The 19363-nt window shown below is 65.6% G+C and carries 14 protein-coding genes; 6 read left to right on the top strand and 8 right to left on the bottom strand.

The window, feature by feature from the left end; genetic code table 11:
- Window positions 1–250: 250 nt before the first annotated feature.
- The 3 genes from ENJ37_06410 to ENJ37_06400 are packed head-to-tail and all read left to right on the top strand — an operon-like array spanning window position 251 to window position 4285.
- Window positions 251–460: a hypothetical protein gene (locus ENJ37_06410; protein ID HHL40120.1), complete on the top strand. Its 210-nt coding sequence runs from the start codon at window positions 251–253 to the stop codon at window positions 458–460.
- A gap of 18 nt (window positions 461–478) precedes the next feature.
- A complete protein-coding gene (gene sppA, locus ENJ37_06405; GenBank protein ID HHL40119.1) occupies window positions 479–1456 on the top strand; it encodes a signal peptide peptidase SppA in 978 nt (325 codons plus the stop codon).
- A 12-nt stretch (window positions 1457–1468) separates the two neighbouring features.
- Window positions 1469–4285, top strand: coding sequence for a hypothetical protein (locus ENJ37_06400; GenBank protein ID HHL40118.1), 2817 nt, complete (start codon window positions 1469–1471; stop codon window positions 4283–4285).
- On the opposite strand, the gene lptG is transcribed toward ENJ37_06400, so the two are convergent.
- Together lptG and lptF are read right to left on the bottom strand one after the other, a co-directional pair.
- Window positions 4270–5346: an LPS export ABC transporter permease LptG gene (gene lptG, locus ENJ37_06395; protein HHL40117.1), complete on the bottom strand. Its 1077-nt coding sequence runs from the start codon at window positions 5344–5346 to the stop codon at window positions 4270–4272. The two genes, ENJ37_06400 and lptG, sit on opposite strands and share 16 nt — an antisense overlap.
- Entirely contained in the window at window positions 5343–6524 is a 1182-nt protein-coding gene (gene lptF, locus ENJ37_06390; protein HHL40116.1) for an LPS export ABC transporter permease LptF, read from the bottom strand. Before lptF ends, lptG begins: the two co-directional genes overlap by 4 nt.
- Window positions 6525–7037: 513 nt before the next feature.
- On the opposite strand from lptF, the gene ENJ37_06385 reads away from it, so the two are divergent.
- Entirely contained in the window at window positions 7038–8222 is a 1185-nt protein-coding gene (locus ENJ37_06385; protein HHL40115.1) for a phosphopentomutase, read from the top strand.
- Between the two features lie 238 nt (window positions 8223–8460).
- Here ENJ37_06385 and ENJ37_06380 read toward each other — a convergent pair whose 3' ends face one another.
- The 6 genes from ENJ37_06380 to ENJ37_06355 all read right to left on the bottom strand — a co-directional run bounded on the left by ENJ37_06380 (window position 8461) and on the right by ENJ37_06355 (window position 16451).
- Window positions 8461–9129, bottom strand: a complete 669-nt coding sequence (locus tag ENJ37_06380; GenBank protein HHL40114.1) for a hypothetical protein — start codon at window positions 9127–9129, stop codon at window positions 8461–8463.
- A gap of 296 nt (window positions 9130–9425) precedes the next feature.
- A complete protein-coding gene (locus ENJ37_06375) occupies window positions 9426–12065 on the bottom strand; it encodes a PAS domain S-box protein (protein ID HHL40113.1) in 2640 nt (879 codons plus the stop codon).
- 258 nt (window positions 12066–12323) lie between these two features.
- Window positions 12324–12761: a phosphate-starvation-inducible E family protein gene (locus ENJ37_06370; protein ID HHL40112.1), complete on the bottom strand. Its 438-nt coding sequence runs from the start codon at window positions 12759–12761 to the stop codon at window positions 12324–12326.
- A 46-nt stretch (window positions 12762–12807) separates the two neighbouring features.
- A complete protein-coding gene (locus ENJ37_06365) occupies window positions 12808–14721 on the bottom strand; it encodes an ATP-dependent metallopeptidase FtsH/Yme1/Tma family protein (GenBank protein ID HHL40111.1) in 1914 nt (637 codons plus the stop codon).
- Window positions 14722–14815: 94 nt separating this feature from the next.
- Complete coding sequence (locus tag ENJ37_06360; GenBank protein HHL40110.1) at window positions 14816–15637, bottom strand: Zn-dependent protease; 822 nt, start codon at window positions 15635–15637, stop codon at window positions 14816–14818.
- A 220-nt stretch (window positions 15638–15857) separates the two neighbouring features.
- Window positions 15858–16451 carry an Hsp20/alpha crystallin family protein gene (locus ENJ37_06355; GenBank protein HHL40109.1) on the bottom strand — a complete coding sequence of 198 codons (594 nt, stop codon included), beginning with the start codon at window positions 16449–16451 and terminating at the stop codon, window positions 15858–15860.
- Between the two features lie 442 nt (window positions 16452–16893).
- Between ENJ37_06355 and ENJ37_06350 the strand changes: the two genes are divergently transcribed.
- Both ENJ37_06350 and rsmA read left to right on the top strand, forming a co-directional pair.
- A complete protein-coding gene (locus ENJ37_06350) occupies window positions 16894–18420 on the top strand; it encodes an ATP-binding protein (GenBank protein HHL40108.1) in 1527 nt (508 codons plus the stop codon).
- Between the two features lie 33 nt (window positions 18421–18453).
- Window positions 18454–19305, top strand: coding sequence for a ribosomal RNA small subunit methyltransferase A (rsmA, locus tag ENJ37_06345; protein ID HHL40107.1), 852 nt, complete (start codon window positions 18454–18456; stop codon window positions 19303–19305).
- Window positions 19306–19363 lie beyond the last annotated feature (58 nt).

Here is a 19363-nt window from a genome sequence, read left to right as displayed (position 1 = left end):
CCACGTTTCCCCCAGACCCCCTTCAAAGACTTTTAATTCCCTGCGGATCATCCCGATTTTGCAGGCAAAATCGGGATGATCCGCAGGGCGTTAAAAGTTTTTGGAGGGAGTCTGAGGGAACCTTTTTACAAAAAGGTTCCCTCAGTGCAATAAACCAGACTTGCCTTTTTACTTGGGGCCGAGGGACCGCTCGATAGAGGTGCCCGCAGTATTATTGACCGGAGCCGCCGGAGCAAGAGAGGGGGCTTTCATGAAGCAGGGAAAAGGAAGAAAGAGCGGCGTGGAGCATGACCACGAAGAGCTTGTGAGGTGCACCCTCTACCTCGAGGAGGACCAGCTCGAGGCATTGCGCGAGGTGGCCCGAAGCTACACCGAGGAGTTGGGGCAGAAGTGGTCGGTCAGCGCGGTCGTGCGTCTTGCCGTGGGCGATCTGCTCACAAAGCTTGGAAGGCTCACCTGAGGGGGAGGGCGGTTCGCCATGAAAGGATTGAAACGGCGTTCTCTCTTTGCGGCGGTGCTCGCTGCGCTCATCCTTGCGGGCGGCTGCGTGACCATACCGGTGCCGACGGTAGAGCCGCTGACCGAGCAGGTCGTTGGAGGCGGCGGCCGCCACAAGGTGCTGATAATCGACATAAGCGGCGCCATAAGCGACGAGCGCGAGGCCCTCGACGTCCTCGGCCTCAAGGAGAAGCCGCCGCTCACGGCGCGCATCCGCGAGGAGCTCGACAAGGCCGCGGCCGACGCCGACGTGAAGGCCGTGGTGCTGAGGATCAACAGTCCCGGCGGCGTGGTCACGACCTGCGACATAATAAACCACGAGATCCGGCGCTTCAAGCGGGAGCGCAAGGTGCCGGTCGTTGCGCAGCTTATGGACGTGGCCGCCTCGGGCGGCTACTACGTGGCCGTTGCGGCCGACGCCGTGGTGGCCCATCCCACGACCGTCACCGGCAGCATCGGCGTCGTCGCCTACATGGTCAACGCCTCCGGCCTCCTCGGCAAGGTGGGCATCACCGACGAGACCATAAAGTCGGGCGGCATGAAGGACCTGGGCTCGCCGCTCAGGCCCATGACCGACGAGGACCGCCGCGTCCTCCAGGGCATAATCGACTCCCTCTACGAGCGTTTCATAGAGGTGGTGGACCGCGGCAGACCGGAACTCGACAGGGAGACGATAAGGAAGCTCGCCGACGGCCGCATCTATACGGCCGGCCAGGCCCTCGAACACGGCCTCATCGACGAGATAGGATATCTCGAGCGGGCCGTGGAGATTGCAAAGAAGCGGGCGGGCATTGAGCAGGCGCTGCTCGTCACATACACGCGGCCCGGCGCCTACAGGGCCAACATATATTCCGGCGTCCCCGCCGCCGGGCCCACGACGGTGAATCTCATCAACATCGACGCCCGCGCGCTGACCGCTCATCTCGGTGTGAAGTTCATGTACCTCTGGATGCCCTGACGGGTTGTCCCCATGGCCGCCACGGCAGGAACTTACCGACGGCAGCAGCGGCGCTCCGCCGCGGGCGCGGCGCTGAAGGCCCTCGTCCTCTACGCAATCCTTGCATCCGTCGTCTACGGACCGGTGGTCCTCGGCGGCGCCACGCTCGTTGCCCCGCTCTACCAGCCCCCCGCGCTTTCGCTCCATGCCGCCGGCGAGGAGGAGAGGCGTCCGGCCCCGACCTTCAATGTCGATACGGCCACGCCCACATGGTACGAGTCGCCGGTGAACAGCCTCGCGGGGCGCATCTACCGCTCGGCGGACCTGCCGTTGTGGAACCCCCACCAGGGCGGTGGCACGCCGCTTGCCGCCCAGTACTCGACGCGGGTCTTCTTCCCCTACCAGGTCGTCGAGGACCTGAGCCCGCCGACGCTGTGGGACCGGTTCATCGTGGGCCGCATGGTCCTTGCCGGCTTCTTCACCTTCCTCTTTCTTTCGCGCCTGGGGCTCTGCGCCGCGTCCGCCTTCACCGGCGGCGTCGCCTACATGTTCTCTGGTGTCTTCGTCTGGTTCCCCGCCCTGGAGCAGTTCACCAACGCGGCTATGGTCCTGCCGCTCGTCATGCTCTTCGTCGAGTCTCTCGCCGCCGGGACGTACCGGCGCGCAGGCATCCCGGCCGCGGCCCTCGCCTTTGCCCTCATGCACCTTGCCGGTCAGCCGGAGGTTACGCTCTACGCAACCCTTCTCGCCTTCCTGTACTTCCTGGCGCGCGCCTTTTCGCTTCACGGCGCCGGGGGATGGCGCCGGTGCGTTCACTTTGCGGCCGCCTACGCCCTGGGGCTCGCCGCCGCCGCGGTGCTGCTCGTCCCCTTCTTCGAGCTCGTCGTCTGGAGCCGCCACATACATCCCGCCGGGGGGCTCATGGGGCTCCAGGCGCTCGTCAACCGGATGAGTCTCATGGCCGTCTTCGTTCCCGGGGCGACGGAGCTGCCTGTAAGGGTTCCGGCCTCCCTTCCCTGCGGCTTTGTCGAAAGCGGCGGCGGGTTGTACAGGTATCTCCCCGTAAACGGCGTGTGGGACCTGCTCGGCGGTTTCGTCGGCGCCGCCGCGCCGATGCTCGCCCTGACCGGCGTGGCGGCGGCCGTCATGGACAGGCGCGCGCCCCACAGGGGGCTTACGGCCTTCTTCTTCCTCTTCACCATCTCGATCATGCTCAAGAACCTTGGTGTCGAGCCCTGGCGCAGCCTCGGGGCCCTGCCGCTCTTCGATCAGGCGTGGAGCCTTCGCTGGGCCGGTCCGGCCTGGGTCTTTTCGGCGGCCTGCTCGGCCGCCCTCGGCCTTGAGGCGGCGGCCGCCGCCAGGCGGCGCAGGGGGGGACTCCGGTACGGTCCGGCCGTGGCGGCCCTCGTAGTCGCTACGCTGCTCTACGCCCTCTGGCCCCTGCGGACGGCGGCGGCGCTCGCGGCCGTGGGCGGCGACATCTTCGACGCCGCCGCGGCGCGGTACGTCGTCCCCGCCGTCGTGGGCTCCACGGTCGTCGCCGCCGCAGCGATCTTCGCGATCTATGCCTGTGTGAGCCGCTATGTCACCAGGGGCAGGGGGCTCTGGGCCGCCCCGGCGGTGCTCGCCGCCGAGGCCTGGTGGTCGGTGCCGCGGGGCTACGACGCCGACTGGCTCGCGCTGAAGGGGCTGCTTGCGCTGGCCGCGGCGCTGGTTGTCGTCATGGTGGCCAGGGAGAGGTACGGGGCAGCGGCGGCGGCTACGCTCGCCTTCCTCGCCGCCTTCCTCGCCTTCGACGCCGCCTCGCCAGGAGGCATGCCGCAGAGACGGGACCCCTTCGCCGCGCCGCCCTACGTCGGGTTTCTGAGGGAAGAGGCCGGAGTATCGAGGGTCGTCGGCGCCTACGGTGTGCTCATGCCGAACACGGCGAGCGCCCTCGGCCTCTACGACCTCCACTACGCAAACGCCCTTGTCCCCCGTTCGACCCACGACCTGAGGGAGCGCTTCCTCCGTGTGCCACTGGAGAACGAGGAGCCGGTGACATCGCTGTGGTTTGTAGGCATGCCGGGCCGCTGCGTCGGGTCGTCGAGCGGCGGCGGCTTCACCTACCGGGGCGTGCAAAGGCCGGTGGAGCTGGACTGGCTCCACGGCCTCGACGTCTATTCCTTCTTCGGCGTGAGGTATTTCGCCGTCCCCGCAGGCCTCGACCTCAACGCCCGCCTCGCCTCGCTCCCGGGCGGCGGCCCCGTCCGGCGCTTTCCGCTCGTTCATGACGGCCGGGTGCGCGTCTACGAAAACCCCGCAGCCCTTGAACGCGCCTTCGTCGTCTACGCCTACGAGGTCGTCTCCGGCGGAGGACGGGAAGCGAGGGAGCGGGCCTTTTCGGGCGGCTTCGACCCCGGCAGAGGGGCGGTCCTGGAAAAGGCCCCGCCCCTTGAGTCCAGGGTCGTCTTCCCGGCCTTCATCGAGGCGCCGGCGGCGCGCATCACCAGCTACGAGCCGCGTCGCGTCGTCGTGGAAGTGACGACTCCCCTCGAGGGACTGCTCGTCCTTACCGACACCTGGTATCCCGGCTGGCGCGCCCGCGTAAACGGCGTCGAGACCGAGATATTCAGGGTGGACGGCGCCGTAAGGGGGGTGGTGGTGCCGGCCGGACGGAGCACCGTCGAGTTCCACTACCTGCCCGCTACCTTCATCGTCGGGCTCGCCGTCTCGGCCCTCTCCCTTGCTGCAATGGTCATCGTCGCCGTAAAGGGGGGCGGAAGACTTCCTGAAGAAGGGGCACGGACCGGCCCTCCCCCCGGAGCACCTTCAAATGGACAGGCAGCGCGGCCTTACTGTCTCACGTAGCCGAACATGAGGGCGCCGACGGCGAAGAAGAGGACGTCGGGGAAGGCGGCGGCCGCGAGGGGCGGCAGTATGCCGCTCTGGCCCAGCGTGCGCGATACGGCGAAGATTATCCAGAAGCTGAAGCCGATGAGGACGCTCAGCCCCACGCCCACGGCGATGCCGCCGTAGCGGCCCGTCTTGAGCGCGAAGGGCACCCCCACGAGGACCATGATGAGGTTTACGACGGGAAAGGTTATCTTGCCGTAGAGGTCCACCCTGTAGCGCGATGTGTTGTAGCCTTCGGCCTCGAGATCGAGTATGAAGTCGCGCAGCTCGGAAAAGCTCATCTTCTCGTGGCTTGTTTCCAGGTTGGTGAACTCGTCGGGCGCCTTGAGTCCCGGCAGGACGAACTTCTTGACCGTCTTTTCCTCCACGACCTCGTTTCCGTCGAAACGCTGGATCTCGGCCTCGTCGGCCACCCAGCTCTCTCCCTTCCAGCCCGCCTCCCTGGCGTGGATGCGGCCCGCAAGGCCGAAGGGCCTTTTCAGCTCGTAGAGCGTTACGCCCCGCATCGTGCCCTTCTCGATGTCGAAGTCCAGGACGTTGTATATGCCCGCCGGGGTCCTGACCCACAGGCCCCGGTTTCCGAGCACGCCGTCCTTTGCGCCCTTGAGCCACAGGCGGTCTATGTGGTTGACCTTCCGCATGGCGAAGGGCGTTACGGACTCGTTTATGTAGATGACCGCGGCCGTTATGGCCACGCCGCAGACAAAGAGCGGTGCCACGGCCCGCACCATGCTGATCCCCCCGGCGCGCACGGCCGTTATCTCTCCCTGCCTGCTGAGCGTGCCGAGCGAGATGAGTACGGCCAGCAGCACGGCCACCGGCGATATCTGGCCCAGCACGAAGGGTATCTTGTAGACGAAGAAGGCGAGGCTCTCCCGGGCCGGCACGCCCTTCTCTATGAGGTCGTCGAGCTTTTCCATGACCTCGATGAGCATGAAGAGGAAGAGGATTGAGAGCACCGTCATGGCCAGCACCTTGAGGAACTCGGAGAGTATGTACCTGTCGAGGACCTTCACGGCTCACCTGCCCCGGCTCCGCCTCGAAGGGCGAGCCTCTCGGCCAGGGTCGAGCCCAGCGACTCCAGGAAGTCCGTGACGCCGAGCGGCGAGTCCTTGGCCGCCCTGTAGAAGACGTAGAGCCCGGCCGGGAAGAGGATTACGGTCGAGCCCCATATGGCCAGAAGCGGCGGGATATGCTCGTACTCACCGAGGGCCTCGAGCGAGGTGGAGAGGACGTAGTAGATGAAGACGAGCACGAAGGCGGCGGCAAAGCCCGTGAGCCTTGCGCTTCTCACCTTCTGGATGCCGAGCGGCACGCCAAGGAACGTGAAGATGAATATGGAGACGGGCAGCGTGAAGCGCTTGTGGAGGTCGATGACGTAGGGGGCGGTGGATTCGCCGCGCGCCGCCACCTCGTCGATGCGTTCGAGGAAGTCCGTGAGGTAGAGCTCGCGGTTTGCGCGGCCCGACATGGAGCCGCCGCCGGGCACCTCGAGCTCCACGGTGTAGGTGTCGAAGCCCACCATGTGGTAGGTGCCGCTCTCTTCGTCCCGGCCGTGGATGGTGCCGTTGCGCAGCGTCATGTAGAGCGAGAGGTCCTCCGGCGAGGGCACGAAGGCGCCGCTCTCGGCGAAGATGAGGTTTTTTCCGCGCCCCAGCCTCTCCTCGAGGATGAATATGCCCTCCATGCCGTCCGCGCCGATGCGGTCCACGTAGAGGACCACGCCCTTGAACCTGTCATAGAAGGTCTTCTCCTCTATGGCGGCGCTCGTCTTGGTGCGGGCCACCTCGAAGAGGAGTTTTTTTATGTTGTGGTTGCCCCAGGGGAAGCCGTAAAGCGTGAAAAACAGCGTCATCGCCGAGACGATGACGGCGAAGGCGAAGACCGGTCTCGTGAGCGTGACGAGACTCAGCCCCGACGCCTTCATGGCCGTAATCTCGCTGTCCGACGAGAGCCTGGTGAAGGCCGTCATGACGGCCACGAGAAACGATATGGGCAGCACGTAGATGAGGAAGGTCGGGAGCAGCGACACTATGAAGAGCCCTATGAACTTGAGCCCTATGCCGTGGTTTACGGCGAGGTCTATGATCTTGAGCACCTTGCTCAGAAGCCCCGTCAGGGTGAGCACCACGACGCAGAGGACGAAAGAGGCCGTTATTTCCTTGAAAATATATACACTTATGAGTCTCGGCATGATATGTTATGATACTATATCACCGCCTGCGGAGGCAATCGAATTGTTGATCACCCCTGAGGGGCCTTTTTGGGGAAACTCTGATTTATTGCACTGAGGGAACCTTTTTTGAAAAAAGGTTCCCTCAGACTCCCTCCAAAAACTTTTTGTTTGCTCTTCGAGCCGCGTTGGTTCTCATGATCGTCCAAGGAAGCGAGGCTCTTCAGCCCAAGTTAAAAGTCTTTGAAGGGGGTCTGGGGGAAACGTGGGCCTATGGCCCTTCTTCAGAAAGTTTCCCCCAGGCTGCCCGCGCCGGCCGCCTTGGGGGGCAGTACCGGGGGTTCGGGCCGCAAAGGCGTAAAAGATCCCGCCTGGCGCGGGCCGAACCCCCGGTACAGCCGAAGATCCGAGTAACATACGGTGAGGAAGGGGGATACGCGGGCCTGTGGCCCTTCTTCAGAAAGTTTCCCCCAGGCGGTTTGAGTTACGCGGGCAGGGAGGCGGAGTGAGATGGAGAGGTTCGGGCGGGTCATCATCGTGACCGTTGACGGTCTTGGGATCGGCGCGCTGCCCGATGCGTCGTGTTACGGAGACGAGGGGAGCCATACGTTCGACAACACGGCCCGCGCCGTCGGGGGGATCGGGGCTGCGAACCTCGAGGCCCTGGGGCTCGGCAACATAGAGGGGGTGGATGCGCTCGGGAGGGTCGGGCGGCCCCTGGGCTGCTACGGCCGCATGGCCGAGGCCTCCAGGGGAAAGGACACCTCCACGGGCCACTGGGAGATAGCCGGCGTCGTCACGGACCGGCCGCCGCCGACCTTCCCCCATGGGTTTCCCGGGGAGATGATGGAGCGTTTCGAGCGCATCACCGGCCTGGGCTGGCTCGGCAACAGGCCGGCCTCGGGCACGGAGATAATAGAGGAGCTCGGCCGCGAGCACCTGGCCACAGGCAGGCCCATCGTCTACACGTCGGCCGACAGCGTCTTCCAGGTGGCCGCTCACGTCGATGTGATGGCGCCGGAGCGCCTCTACGAGCTGTGCCGGAGCGTGCGCCCCCTCGCCGACGATTACGGCGTCGCCCGCGTCATAGCCCGTCCCTTCACCGGTCGTCCGGGCTCCTTTACGCGGCTGCCCATTCGCAAGGACTTTTCCATGGCCCCGCCGCGGCCCACCCTCCTCGACGCCGTGAAGGAGGCGGGGCTTGACGTCATGGCCGTCGGCAAGATAGGCGACATCTTCGCCCACAGGGGCACGAGCGCCGAGTATCCGACGAAGTCGGACGCCGAGGGGATAGAGCGGACCGTGGAGGTCATGGCGGCGGTGGAGAGGGGGCTTGTCTTCACCAACCTCGTGGACCTCGACACGCTCTACGGCCACCGCAACGACCCCAGGGGTTACGCAGCGGCGCTGGAGGCCGTGGACGCGGGGCTTGCGGAGATAACGTCGAGACTGCGCGGCGACGACATGCTCGTCGTCACGGCCGACCACGGCTGCGACCCGACCACGCCCTCGACGGACCACTCGCGCGAGTACGTGCCCCTGCTCGTCCACGGTCCCGCCTTGCGGCGCGGCGTGGACCTCGGCACGCGGGAGAGCTTCGCCGACGTGGCCGCAACGGCCGCGGCGGCCCTCGGCGTTGCGCCGCCGGACCGGGGAGTCTCCTTCCTCGACGAGATAGTGCCGCCGCGGGAAATCAGGACTTCCGTGGATACTGATTAATTACCCCGGGGGAAACCAACTCGCGTTAAAAGTTTTTGGAGGGAGTCTGAGGGAACCTTTTTACAAAAAGGTTCCCTCAGTGTAATTAGTCAGAGTTTCCATGGAAATGCCCCCCGGAGGGGGGCGGCGGCCGGTGGCGCGGGCCGCCGCGTGCGGAGGGTGGGGCCCGGGGGCGTCGTTGAAGGACCTCCCCGGGCCCGCGGGGAGGGGCTGTTACGGTTTGGCCGCCGGTGCGGTGTTAGAAGTTGATGCCTACATAAAGGGATACCGTGCCGTAAGAGGTCTCGGTGTCGGCGTCGTTGGAGGCGAAGGTATAGCGGCCGTCCACTCCCACGCTCAGAAGGTCGACGACCCTGTACTCCACGCCGGCGCCCACGTGGTAGCCGATGGAGAGGTAGGTGGTGTCGTTGGAGGGCGGGGAGTTTACGAGGAAGGCGAGACCCGCGGGGATTATCCAGGGCCGCACCTTTCCGTTCATCGCCTCGAAACGTATCTTGGGGGCCACGGCCACCTGGAGCTCGGAGACGGTCACTTCCTCGGTCTTGAGGGTGGCCGCCCCGTCGAGCACGAGCAGGGCGTTGGTCGTCTGTACTACCTTTTTGTCCGAGAACCTGGCGTACTCGACCATCACCTCGCCGAGGAGCGTGGCGCCGCCGAGCTTGGTGAGCGGCACGTCGAGGCCGGCGCTTATGGCCCACCCGGCGTCGTCGTCGTTGCTTGCCGTAACACCGGTCACGGCCGATGCGCCGTTGAGGGTGTCGGTGAAGACCTCGCCGCCCCTGTTGTCGGAGAGCTTGGCGTAGCCGAAGCGGTAAAAGACCTGTCCGCCGAGCTCGGCGAAGCTCTTCTCCGCCGTGAAGCCCACCACAAGCAGCGCAATAAACGAATAGACCAGCTTTCTTTTCATCTCTACCTCCTCGCTAAGAGATTACGTTAAGGACTGCCCTGCGTTCATCTTAAAGCCCCTGCTTTGCCTCAAGACCCACCCCTCCGCTGAGTCATTATATAAGCATATACCCGATTTCGGCAAATGCAACACAAGCAAATATCGTGCCAGGTTCTGTGCAGGAGTGATTGTTCTTGAAATTCGCGGGGGTTGCGGTCGGTGTGGGCGATCTGGGGGCCGCTGCGGTGCGGCGCAAATGCTCCCTTGCCCGCCGAATCGCCGCAGCGGCGCCCGGCGCCCCCGGGCCCGGGCAGGGATCAGCGCTTTGTCATCTCGACCACGGCGGCGAGCAGTTGGGAGGGAGAGAAGGGTTTCTGCAGGAAGCGGTACCCCTTGCGCCGCAGCTCGTCCCAGTCGATGCGGCGCTCCGAGTAGCCGCTCATGAGTAGTATATTGAGCCAGGGATGCTCCCTTGTGAGGCTGTCGGCGAGGTTCACCCCCGTCTGGTCGGGCAGTATGACGTCGCTTATGACGATCCTGATGGGCTCGCTCTCGGCTTTCACGATCTTGCCGGCCTCGGCGGCGCTGCCGGCCGGCAGGACGCGGAAGCCCTTTTCCCTGAGCAGTCTCGTCATGAACTCGCGGAGATTGGCCTCGTCCTCGACCACGAGGATCGGCTCGCCCGAGCCGCAGAGCTCGCCCGCTTCCCTTTCGCTTGGGGGCGAGACCCCCTCGGGCTTGACGTCGTAGGCCGGGAGGTAGATGTCGAAGACCGTGCCCTTGTGCCGCTCGCTGCGGCAGTCTATCCAGCCGTTGTGCTGCTTTATGATGCCGTAGACGACCGAGAGGCCCAGGCCCGTGCCCTTGTCGGCCTCCTTGGTCGTGAAGAAGGGGTCGAAGATGTGCTCCATCGCCGCCCGGTCGATGCCTTCGCCCGTATCCTCCACGCTCAGCAGGACGAAGTTTCCGCGCCGTCCGTTGTGAAACAGTGTTGCAGCCTCCTCGTCGAACGAGGCGTTGGCCGTCCTGACGGTGAGCCTTCCGCCCTCGGGCATGGCGTCGCGCGCGTTGACGGCGAGGTTCATGAGCACCTGTTCGAGCTGTCCCGGGTCGGCGTGTACGCTTCGAAGGTCGGCCTCGGTCTCCATTACGAGCTCTATGTCCTCGCCGATGAGCCTGTGGAGCAGCTTTCCCATGCCCCTGACGAGCTCGTTGAGGTCCAGGAGCCTTTTGGCCAGGATCTGGCGGCGGCTGAAGGCGAGCAGCTGGCGCGTCAGAGCGGCCGCCCGGTTCGTGGAGCTTATTATTTCGCCTATGTCCTTTCGCATCTGCCCGTCGCTCACGCCGTCGAGGACGAGCTCGGCGTAGCCCATGATGGCCGTGAGCACGTTGTTGAAGTCGTGGGCGATGCCGCCGGCGAGCCTGCCGACGGCTTCCATCTTCTGGGCCTGCAGGAGCTGGGCCTGGAGGGTCTGCTTCTCCTCTTCCACCCGTTTCTTGTCGGATATCTCCTCCTTTACGGCCACGAAGTGGGTTATCTCCCCCCTTTCGTCCACTATGGGGGCGATGGCGGCGCGCTCCCAGTAGAGGCTGCCGTCCTTTTTCCTGTTGTGGAACTCTCCGCGCCAGGTGCGTCCGCTCTTGATGGTCCTCCAGAGCTCGTCGTAGAAGGCGGCGCCGTGTTCGCCGGAGCTCAGTATGCTGGGGGTGCAGCCCACCGCCTCGTCGCTGGAGTAGCCGGTGAGCTCGCAGAACCGGGGGTTGACGTATTCGATGACGCCGCTCGTGTCGGTTATCATCACAACACTCGGACTCTGCTCGACCGTCTGCGAGAGCTTCCTGAGCTCCTCCTCCACGGCCTTGCGTTCGCTTATGTCGCGGGCCACGTTCATGACGAGCCTCTCGCCGCCCGACTCGATAAGGCGCGAGCTCACCTCCATCTCTCTGCGGGTCCCGTCCCTGTGCAGATGGGTCGACTCGAAGCTGCACTCCCCCGCGCCCCTGAGCTCGGCGGTGGAGGCCCTCACCAGTCCGGCGCTCCGCGCCACGGCGAGCTCGCTTATGTTCATGGTGAGCAGCGCGGTCCTGTCGTAGCCCCACGTCCTGCAGGCCGCCTCGTTGACGTAGACGAGGCGGCCCTTCATGTCGTGGACGTATATCGAGTCGTTGGCCCTGTCGAGGAGCTGGGCCTTGAGGCTGAGTTCCTCTTCGTGCCGTATCCTCCCATCGAGCAACCTGCCGAGCTTGCGCGTGCCGTAGACGAGGCCGAGCAGACCGAGGACCCAGAACGAGAGGTGGCCCGCCGTGAGGGTGAGGATGCGGGTGCGGGCCATGGCGAGGTGCGGGGCCATGGGCACCGAGGCGCTCATGCCTCCCCTGATGTCGCCCAGCCTGTAACCCTGCCGTTCGTGGCACTTCAGACAGGACTCCTTCACGTAGAGGGGCTGCATGAGCCTCATGTAGGGTTCGCCGTTTATCTCCGAGATGCCGCTCACCTCGGCAACGCCGCCCTCCTCGAAGCTGCGGAGGGCCTCGGCCTCCCAGCGGTCGGGCCTGTTTTCCGGACGCAGCGGCTTGAGGCTCGTGAGGTGACCCCTTATGCCGTATTCTTCCTTCATGAGCTCGCTTATCTGGCGGCTCATGTAGGCGGGATTGACGAGGGTGAGCTCCTTGCCCGAGGGCAGCGTTATGTCACGGTCCGGCAGGAAGTCGAGGAAGGGGTTGGGCCGGATCATGGCGCTCACCGGCGCGTAGAGCCCTCCGGCCAGCGCGTTCCACTCGCGGTAGATGTTGTCTTTCTTGAAGTAGGCCCGGACTTCTATCTTGGCGGTCTCCTCGGCCTGTCGCCGCTCCTGCCGGTAGTTGAGCGCCATGGAGAGCCCCACCACGAGCGTCCAGCAGATACTCAGTATCCAGAACCAGCGCCGCGCAATGCTTCTTCCCGGTTTGATTTCCATGGTCGGGGCCGCCTTTCCACGAAGCCTTGGCGCCGAGCGGAAGCGGCCGTCGGGGACCTCATCATGGCCGCTTCGGCCGGGGGCAGGGCGTAAGTTGTTGCCTGGTTGCGAACCGTATGGACAGAGCGCCAAGAATTATGATAGCAGAAATTTCCGGCTTTGTAACCATGTGATGAAAAAAAATATCAACACGGCCCTGTGGCCGCGGGGCGGCGGGGCCCTTTCAGGGCGGCTACTGGAGCGAAAGGCGCTGTGGGGTCAGCCCTCGCGGCTCTCCCCCTCTTCCTGTGCGAGGCGGTCTTCGCGCTCGCGCAGCAGCCGGTGGACGATGCCGAGCGCCAGGGTGGCGCCGGCGATGGAGGCCACCTTGGCGGGGCTCGTCTCGGGGTCGAGGATCACCAGCTTGCGCCCCATGGCGATTATTGCTATGAGGACCACCGTCTTGACCTGTATGATGCTGTCTCTTCTCATCGCCACTTTCAGGATGGAGTGCTTGAACTCCATGGCGATGAGAAGGGTCATGATCATGCCGAAGACGGTCTGGAAGACGCCGTGGTCGAGGGGGTTGAACGTCTCGACGAAGAATACGACGAAGACGGTGTGGATGAGCCGCGCAAGCGAGATGACTATGATGACGGCTATCACGCCGGAGAGGACCATGGCGATGGTCTGCTCGAAGTGCTCGTAGAGCGTCATCACCCGGCGCTCGTCGATCTCCTTGCTGTTGTTCGGGCGCTTCTCCCTATTCTCTCTCTTTTTCATCTCGTCTCTTCGGCGTGGAGGGGGAGTTTTCCGGGGATGGGGCGGACCTGCCGCCATCCCCCGGGTCCGGCGCAGCGGGCGGTCTCTCGAGGCCGGCCGTCAGTGCCTTCAGGGCGGCCTCGTCGAGCGTTTCGCTCTTGAGGAGCTCCTGTGCGCACCGTTCGAGGACAGGGCGGTTGTGTTCGAGGATGGCGTAGGCCCGCTCGAAGACCTCCTTTATGACCGTGCGTATGGCGTCGTCGATGCGCGCCTGGGTCGATTCGGCCACGCGGCAGCCGCCCGCGGCCATTTCAGGCACTTCGAGCAGGCGCGGGTGGTGCGGCTCGTAGGCGATGTAACCGAGGTCCTCGTCCATGCCGTAGCGGGTCACCATGTCGCGTGCGATGTCGGTGGCCTTTGCCAGGTCGTCGGCCGCGCCGGTGGAGAGCTCGCCGAAGACGAGTTTCTCGGCCGCCCTCCCGCCGAGAAGCACGGCGATCTTGTTTTCGAGCTCCCTTCTCGTCATGAGGTAGCGGTCTTCGGTGGGACGCTGTATGGTGTAGCCCAGGGCCCCGATGCCGCGCGGGATGATGGAGACCTTGTGGACCGGGTCGGTGCCCGGCAGGGCGAGCGCCACGAGGGTGTGGCCCATCTCGTGGTAGGCCACCGTGCGCCGCTCCTGCTCGCTGAGCACGCGGTTCTTCTTTTCAAGTCCCGCGATTATGCGCTCCACGGCGCGGGTGAAGTCCTCGATGGTCACGGCGTCGGCCTTGCGGCGCGTGGCCATGAGGGCCGCCTCGTTGACGAGGTTTGCGAGATCGGCCCCTGAAAAGCCCGTCGTCAGGGCGGCCACCTGCTCGAGGTCCACTGCGGGGTCGAGCTTTATCTTGCGGCTGTGGACCTTCAGTATCTCCAGGCGTCCCTTCTTGTCGGGCCTGTCGACGAGCACCTGGCGGTCGAAGCGGCCGGCGCGCAGCAGCGCCGGGTCCAGTATCTCCGGCCTGTTCGTGGCCGCCAGTATGACGAGTCCCACGGAGGCGTCGAAGCCGTCCATCTCCACGAGGAGCTGGTTCAGCGTCTGCTCGCGCTCGTCGTGGCCTCCCACGGGGCCTCCGGCGCCGCGCGCCCTGCCGAGGGCGTCGAGCTCGTCGATGAAGATTATGGCCGGTGCCCTGCCGCGGGCCTGCTCGAAGAGGTCGCGCACCCGCGCAGCGCCGACTCCGACGAACATCTCGACGAACTCGGAGCCCGAGATGGTGAAAAAGGGCACGCCCGCCTCGCCGGCCACGGCCTTGGCAAGCAGTGTCTTGCCCGTTCCGGGGGGACCGACAAGGAGCACCCCCTTGGGGATGTGGGCGCCGAGCCTGCCGTAGCGGCGGGGGTCCCTGAGGAAGTCGACCACCTCCTTGAGCTCCTCCTTGGCCTCGTCCACGCCGGCCACATCGGAGAAGGTCACGCCCGTGTCCTTCTCCATGTAGACCTTGGCCCTGCTCTTGCCTATGGACATGAACCCGCCCATGCCCTGCTTCTCGGCGAACCTGCGGAAGAGAAAGAACCAGACGGCGAAGAAGACGACGGCGGGCAGCACCCACGAGAGTATCTCGCGCAGCCAGGTGCTCTCGGCCACCCGCCTGTAGGGCACGTCGTAGCGCGAGAGGCGCTCGGCGAGGTCGGGCTCGACCCTCGTGGCGACGATGACGGTCTTGCCACCGGCCTCGGGCTCTTTGAGGAGCCCGGTCAGGGTCTGATCCGAAACGATCACCTCCGAGACCTTCCCCTGCTCGAGGGCCTCCTCGAATTCGCTGTACGGCACGGGCTCCACGGTGCTGACGGTATGCCACCACTCCTGGAGCATGAGCAGCAGCAGCAGGGCCATGATCCAGTATCCGATATTCCACTGAGTCTTCTGTTCCATGGTTCTCTCCCCCGGGGGGCGGGATTGAAGGTCTTCGAAGGGGAAGCGGGCGGAGGCGGCCCTCAGGGGCCTTCGCCGCGGAGCTCCTCCCTCGTTATCGCCACAGGCCGTGGAGATGCCAGCGGGGCCTGGGCCGCACCGGTGAAAAGGCCGTGAAGCCGATTGGGTCGTGCTGCCACGGTGTCTGCTGTTGCTGCTGCGTTTCGAGCAGGCGGCGGATGCGCTCCTCCGTGGGCGGATGGGTCCGCAGCCACGAGGGATAGGGGTTGCCCCATCCCGGCAGAAGCCACGTCCGCCACGAGCGGTTGACTCTCTCGATCTTGGCGAGCGCCGAGGCCAGCCCCTCGGGATCCCCGGTGAGCCTGACGGCCAGCAGGTCCGCGTCGTATTCGCGCACCCTCGACAGTCCGAGCTGGGCGAGCACGGCGAGATGGGGAGAGACGGCGAGCGCCAACAGTCCCCAGAGGTTCACCTTCACCGCGCCGAGCGCGACGGCCGGCAGGGCGAGGATCAGGAGGAGCTGTCCCGTCAGGGCGAAGAGTCCGGTCAGCCTGCTCACGTAGTCGGCCAGGCTCATGACGCGGAGATCACCGTTTGCGATGTGGGCCGTCTCGTGCGAGAGGACGGCCGCCGTCTCGCGCAGGGTCAATGTGCGCAGCAACCCGTCGGTCAGGGCTATGGCCGGATTCCGGCGCGTGCCCACGGCAAAGGCGTTGACCACCGGTGTGGGCGCGTAGTAGAGGAGTGGCGCGGCCGGAAGGGCGGCCCGGCGCGAAAGCTCCTCGACCGCCTCGTAGAGCCTGGGCGCCTGGGCCGGGGTTATGGGACGGGCGCGGTAGAGGGCGAGCGTGAGTCTCGACGCCGCCGCGGGCTCGACGACGAGGGAGAAGAGGGCCGCGCCGAGGGCGATCCACATGCCCTCCGTGCCGAAGAGCAGCGAGCCGGCCAGCGACGTTATGCCGACCAGGACCGTGACGAGAAGGACGGTCTGCAGCCGGTTTGCAAGGCTGCGGGCGGCGAAGACCGGGACCGGCACGGCCGCCTACCCCGCCCTTGCGGCGGCGTGGGGTCGCGGCTTCCCGCCGCCGTTACGGCTGCTGGTCCCCATAGCTCTCACCGGCTCCCGCTAACGGCCCTCAGTCCGCCTTCTTGACGTCGATGACCTTCACCTTCTCCTTCGAGGCGGCGGACTCCCTGCGCGGCACCGTGATGGTGAGCACGCCGTTCTTGTACTTCGCCTCCACGCCCTCCTCGTCAGCGTCGTCGGGCAGCGAGAGGACGCGGCGGAAGTAGCCGTACGAGCGCTCCACGCTGTGGTAGTACTCGTCTTTCTTCTCTTCCTCGTGTTTCTTCTCGCCGCTTATGGTGAGCACGCCGTCTGCGAGCTCGACCTTCACGTCGTCCTCCGAGACGCCGGGCACCTCGACGGTGATGGTGTACTCCCTTGCGCTCTCCTTGACGTCGACGCTGGGCCTCAGCACCGCGCCCGGCAGGCGCTCGAGCGCCGTCTCCCTCTCGAAGAGGCGCGGAAAGGCGAGGTCGAAGCGCGAAAACATGTCGTCGAAGAGACGGTCCAGCTCGCGGTGGATGTTCCAGATATGGTCCCTCGAGTAGACGGCGGGAAGCTCGGAGCCCTCGCCTCGCGCCTCGCCGCGGCGCACGGGCACGCTTCGGGACTCCTCCTTTTCGTGTTTGAACCAGTTCCAGGGATTGAGTTTTCTGATGTCGATCTTCATGGCTCTTCTCCCCTTTCATTTTAATTACCCTGGGGGAAACTTTCTGTAGAAAGTTTCCCCCAGACCCCCTTCAAAGACTTTTAATTCCCTGCGGTTCATCCCGATTTTGCTTGGCAAAATCGGGATGAACCGCAGGGCGTTAAAAGTTTTTGGAGGGAGTCTGAGGGAACCTTTTTACAAAAAAGGTTCCCTCAGTGCAATAAATCAGAGTTTCCCTAATATAAATATATGGAGTGCCCGGCCGATTGTCAAACGGCCCTGCCGGAGAGCGGCGGACTTTTTGGCTTGTATGCCGCTTTTTATCCTGATAACATCGATCCCGCCGTCTCCGCCGGGTCCTTGAGCCCTTTCCGGCGGGACTTCATGGACGTCCGCCGCCGGGGATGGGGGCGCGGCGGTCCCTCCCCCGACAATCCAGCAGTCGAGGTGCCGTTCGATGCTCGCCAGGGTTTCCAGCGCCGCGGTGATAGGCATTGACGCCCACATGGTAGATGTGGAGGTGGACCTCTCCAACGGCCTGCCTTCGTTTTCCATCGTGGGCCTGCCCGACAACGCCGTCAAGGAGAGCAAGGAGCGCGTGAAGGCGGCGCTCAAGAACTCGGGCTACGGCTTCCCGGCGCGGCGCGTGACGGTGAACCTGGCGCCGGCCGACATCAAGAAAGAGGGCACGGGCTTTGATCTGGCCGTGGCCGTGGGACTTGTGAGGGCACAGGAGATCGTTGAGCGCGACGACCTCGACGACTATGTCTTCGTCGGGGAGCTCTCGCTCGACGGGTCGGTGAGGGCGGTGCGCGGCGCCCTGTCCGTGGCCATGGGAGCGGCGCAGGCCGGCAAGAAGCTCGTCGTGCCCGGCGACAACGCCGCCGAGGCGGCCCTTGTGGACGGAGTGGAGGTCTACGGCGTGAGTTCCCTCGCCGACCTGGTGGAGACGCTCGCGGGAAGGACCGAGGCGGCGCCGGTGCGCGTCGACGCCGCCGCCATGTTCGGCGGGGGCCGCGGCGAAGGGCCGGACTTCTCGGACGTGAAGGGCCAGGAGCACGTGAAGCGGGCCCTCGAGGTGGCGGCCGCTGGAGGCCACAACGTGCTCATGATAGGGCCTCCCGGCTCCGGCAAGACCATGCTCGCCAGGCGTTTCGCCTCCATACTGCCGCCCATGACGCTCGACGAGGCCGTGGAGGCGACGAGGGTCCACAGCGTGGCCGGCGCGCTCCCGGCGGACCGGCCCCTCGTGACGGCGCGCCCCTTCCGCTCCCCCCACCACACCATCTCCGACGCCGGACTCATAGGCGGCGGCCAGGTGCCCAGGCCCGGCGAGGTGAGCCTCGCCCACAAGGGGGTGCTCTTTCTCGACGAGATGCCGGAGTTCAGGAAGAATGTCCTCGAGGTGCTGCGCCAGCCCATGGAGGACGGCCGCGTCACCATCGCCAGGGCCGCCCTGGCCGTGACCTACCCGGCCGAGTTCATACTGGTGGGCGCCATGAACCCCTGTCCCTGCGGCTTCCTCGGCGACCCCGCCAGGGAGTGCCGGTGCACGCCGCTCCAGGTGGCCCGCTACAGGGCGAGGCTCTCGGGGCCGCTGCTCGACCGCATAGACATCCACTGCGACGTGCCGCGCGTGCGCTTCCGCGAGCTCGCGGCGTCGAGGGCGGGCGAGGGCTCGGCGGCGGTGAGGGAACGGGTCGAGGCGGCCCGAAGGGTCCAGGCGCGCCGTTTCCGGGGCGGCCGCCAGGCGACCAACGGCCGGATGGGCTCAAGGGAGACGGAGCGCCACTGCAGGGTCGACGACCGGTGCAGGCGCCTGCTCGAGAGCGCCGTGGAGAGGCTCGGCCTCTCGGCCAGGGCCTACACGAGGGTGCTCAAGGTGGCCAGAACCATAGCCGACCTCGATGGGGCGGACGAGATAGCCCCGCCCCACATCGCCGAGGCCATACAGTACAGGACGCTTGACAAGCCGCTGGCCTGAGCGGGCCGCGAAGCGGCGCAGGGCGGGATCCCCATGGTTAAGAAGGCCTTGAAAGGCCCTGCAAGAGCGAAGAAGCGGCTTGGCCAGCACTTCCTCGTGGACCGTCGGACGGCGGCCCGCATAGTGGCTGCCGCGGCCCCCCGCGAGGGCGACCACATCATCGAGATAGGGCCGGGCCGGGGAGCGCTCACCTGCGCCCTCGCCGCTTCCGGTGCGCAGGTGCTCGCCGTCGAGGCCGACGCGGAACTCGCCGCCGCACTGCCCCTTCTCTGCCCCCATGCGAAGAACCTGGAGGTCATGGCCGCCGACGCCCTCGATCTCCCCTACGCCGAGCTCGCAAGGCGCCGCCGCGTGAGGTTCAGGGTCGTCTCCAACCTGCCCTACAACATAACGGGGCCCCTGCTCGCCCGCTTTCTCGATGAACGCCGGGCCTTCGTCGATTTCATCCTAATGGTGCAAAAGGAAGTGGCGGCCCGGCTCGCGGCGAAGCCGTCGACCAGGGAATACGGGGCGCTGACCGTTCTCATCGCCACCTGGATGGACGTGGAGCCTCTCTTCCACGTCGGGCCGGAAGCCTTCAGGCCGAGACCCCGGGTCGACTCGACGGTGCTGCGCCTGCGCGTTCTCCAGACCCCGCGGGTCCCGGTCGCCGACGAGACCCTCTACAGGCGGGTGGTGAGGGCCGCCTTCGCACACAGGCGCAAGACGCTCCGCAACTGCCTCGTGCTGCCCGGCCTGCGCCGCGACGAGATCGTCGAGGCCCTCGTCTCAAGCGACATCGACCCGTCCCGCCGGGGAGAAACGCTGACGCTGGAGGAGTTCTCCAGACTCGCCCGCCGCATACAGGAACTCGACCAAAGGTCGCCGGCCCGGCAAAGCCATTGACTTTCACCGGTTGTTGCGATATATAAAATACTTCAAGGAAGTTCTGATTTATTACCCT

The organism is Deltaproteobacteria bacterium, from assembly GCA_011375175.1.
Lineage (GTDB): Bacteria > Desulfobacterota > GWC2-55-46 > GWC2-55-46 > DRME01 > DRME01.
The sequence above is the reverse complement of the archived record's forward strand: the minus strand, read 5'-3'. Positions and strand labels throughout refer to the sequence as shown.

Excerpts from the sequence above, each read along its gene's own strand:
- ENJ37_06410 (HHL40120.1), top strand. The coding sequence starts at position 251 with ATGAAGCAGGGAAAAGGAAGAAAGAGCGGCGTGGAGCATGACCACGAA.
- sppA (HHL40119.1), top strand. The coding sequence starts at position 479 with ATGAAAGGATTGAAACGGCGTTCTCTCTTTGCGGCGGTGCTCGCTGCG.
- ENJ37_06400 (HHL40118.1), top strand. The coding sequence starts at position 1,469 with ATGGCCGCCACGGCAGGAACTTACCGACGGCAGCAGCGGCGCTCCGCC.
- lptF (HHL40116.1), bottom strand. The coding sequence starts at position 6,524 with ATGCCGAGACTCATAAGTGTATATATTTTCAAGGAAATAACGGCCTCT.
- ENJ37_06380 (HHL40114.1), bottom strand. The coding sequence starts at position 9,129 with ATGAAAAGAAAGCTGGTCTATTCGTTTATTGCGCTGCTTGTGGTGGGC.
- ENJ37_06375 (HHL40113.1), bottom strand. The coding sequence starts at position 12,065 with ATGGAAATCAAACCGGGAAGAAGCATTGCGCGGCGCTGGTTCTGGATA.
- ENJ37_06370 (HHL40112.1), bottom strand. The coding sequence starts at position 12,761 with ATGACGCTCTACGAGCACTTCGAGCAGACCATCGCCATGGTCCTCTCC.
- ENJ37_06365 (HHL40111.1), bottom strand. The coding sequence starts at position 14,721 with ATGGAACAGAAGACTCAGTGGAATATCGGATACTGGATCATGGCCCTG.
- ENJ37_06360 (HHL40110.1), bottom strand. The coding sequence starts at position 15,637 with ATGTGGATCGCCCTCGGCGCGGCCCTCTTCTCCCTCGTCGTCGAGCCC.
- ENJ37_06350 (HHL40108.1), top strand. The coding sequence starts at position 16,894 with ATGCTCGCCAGGGTTTCCAGCGCCGCGGTGATAGGCATTGACGCCCAC.
- rsmA (HHL40107.1), top strand. The coding sequence starts at position 18,454 with ATGGTTAAGAAGGCCTTGAAAGGCCCTGCAAGAGCGAAGAAGCGGCTT.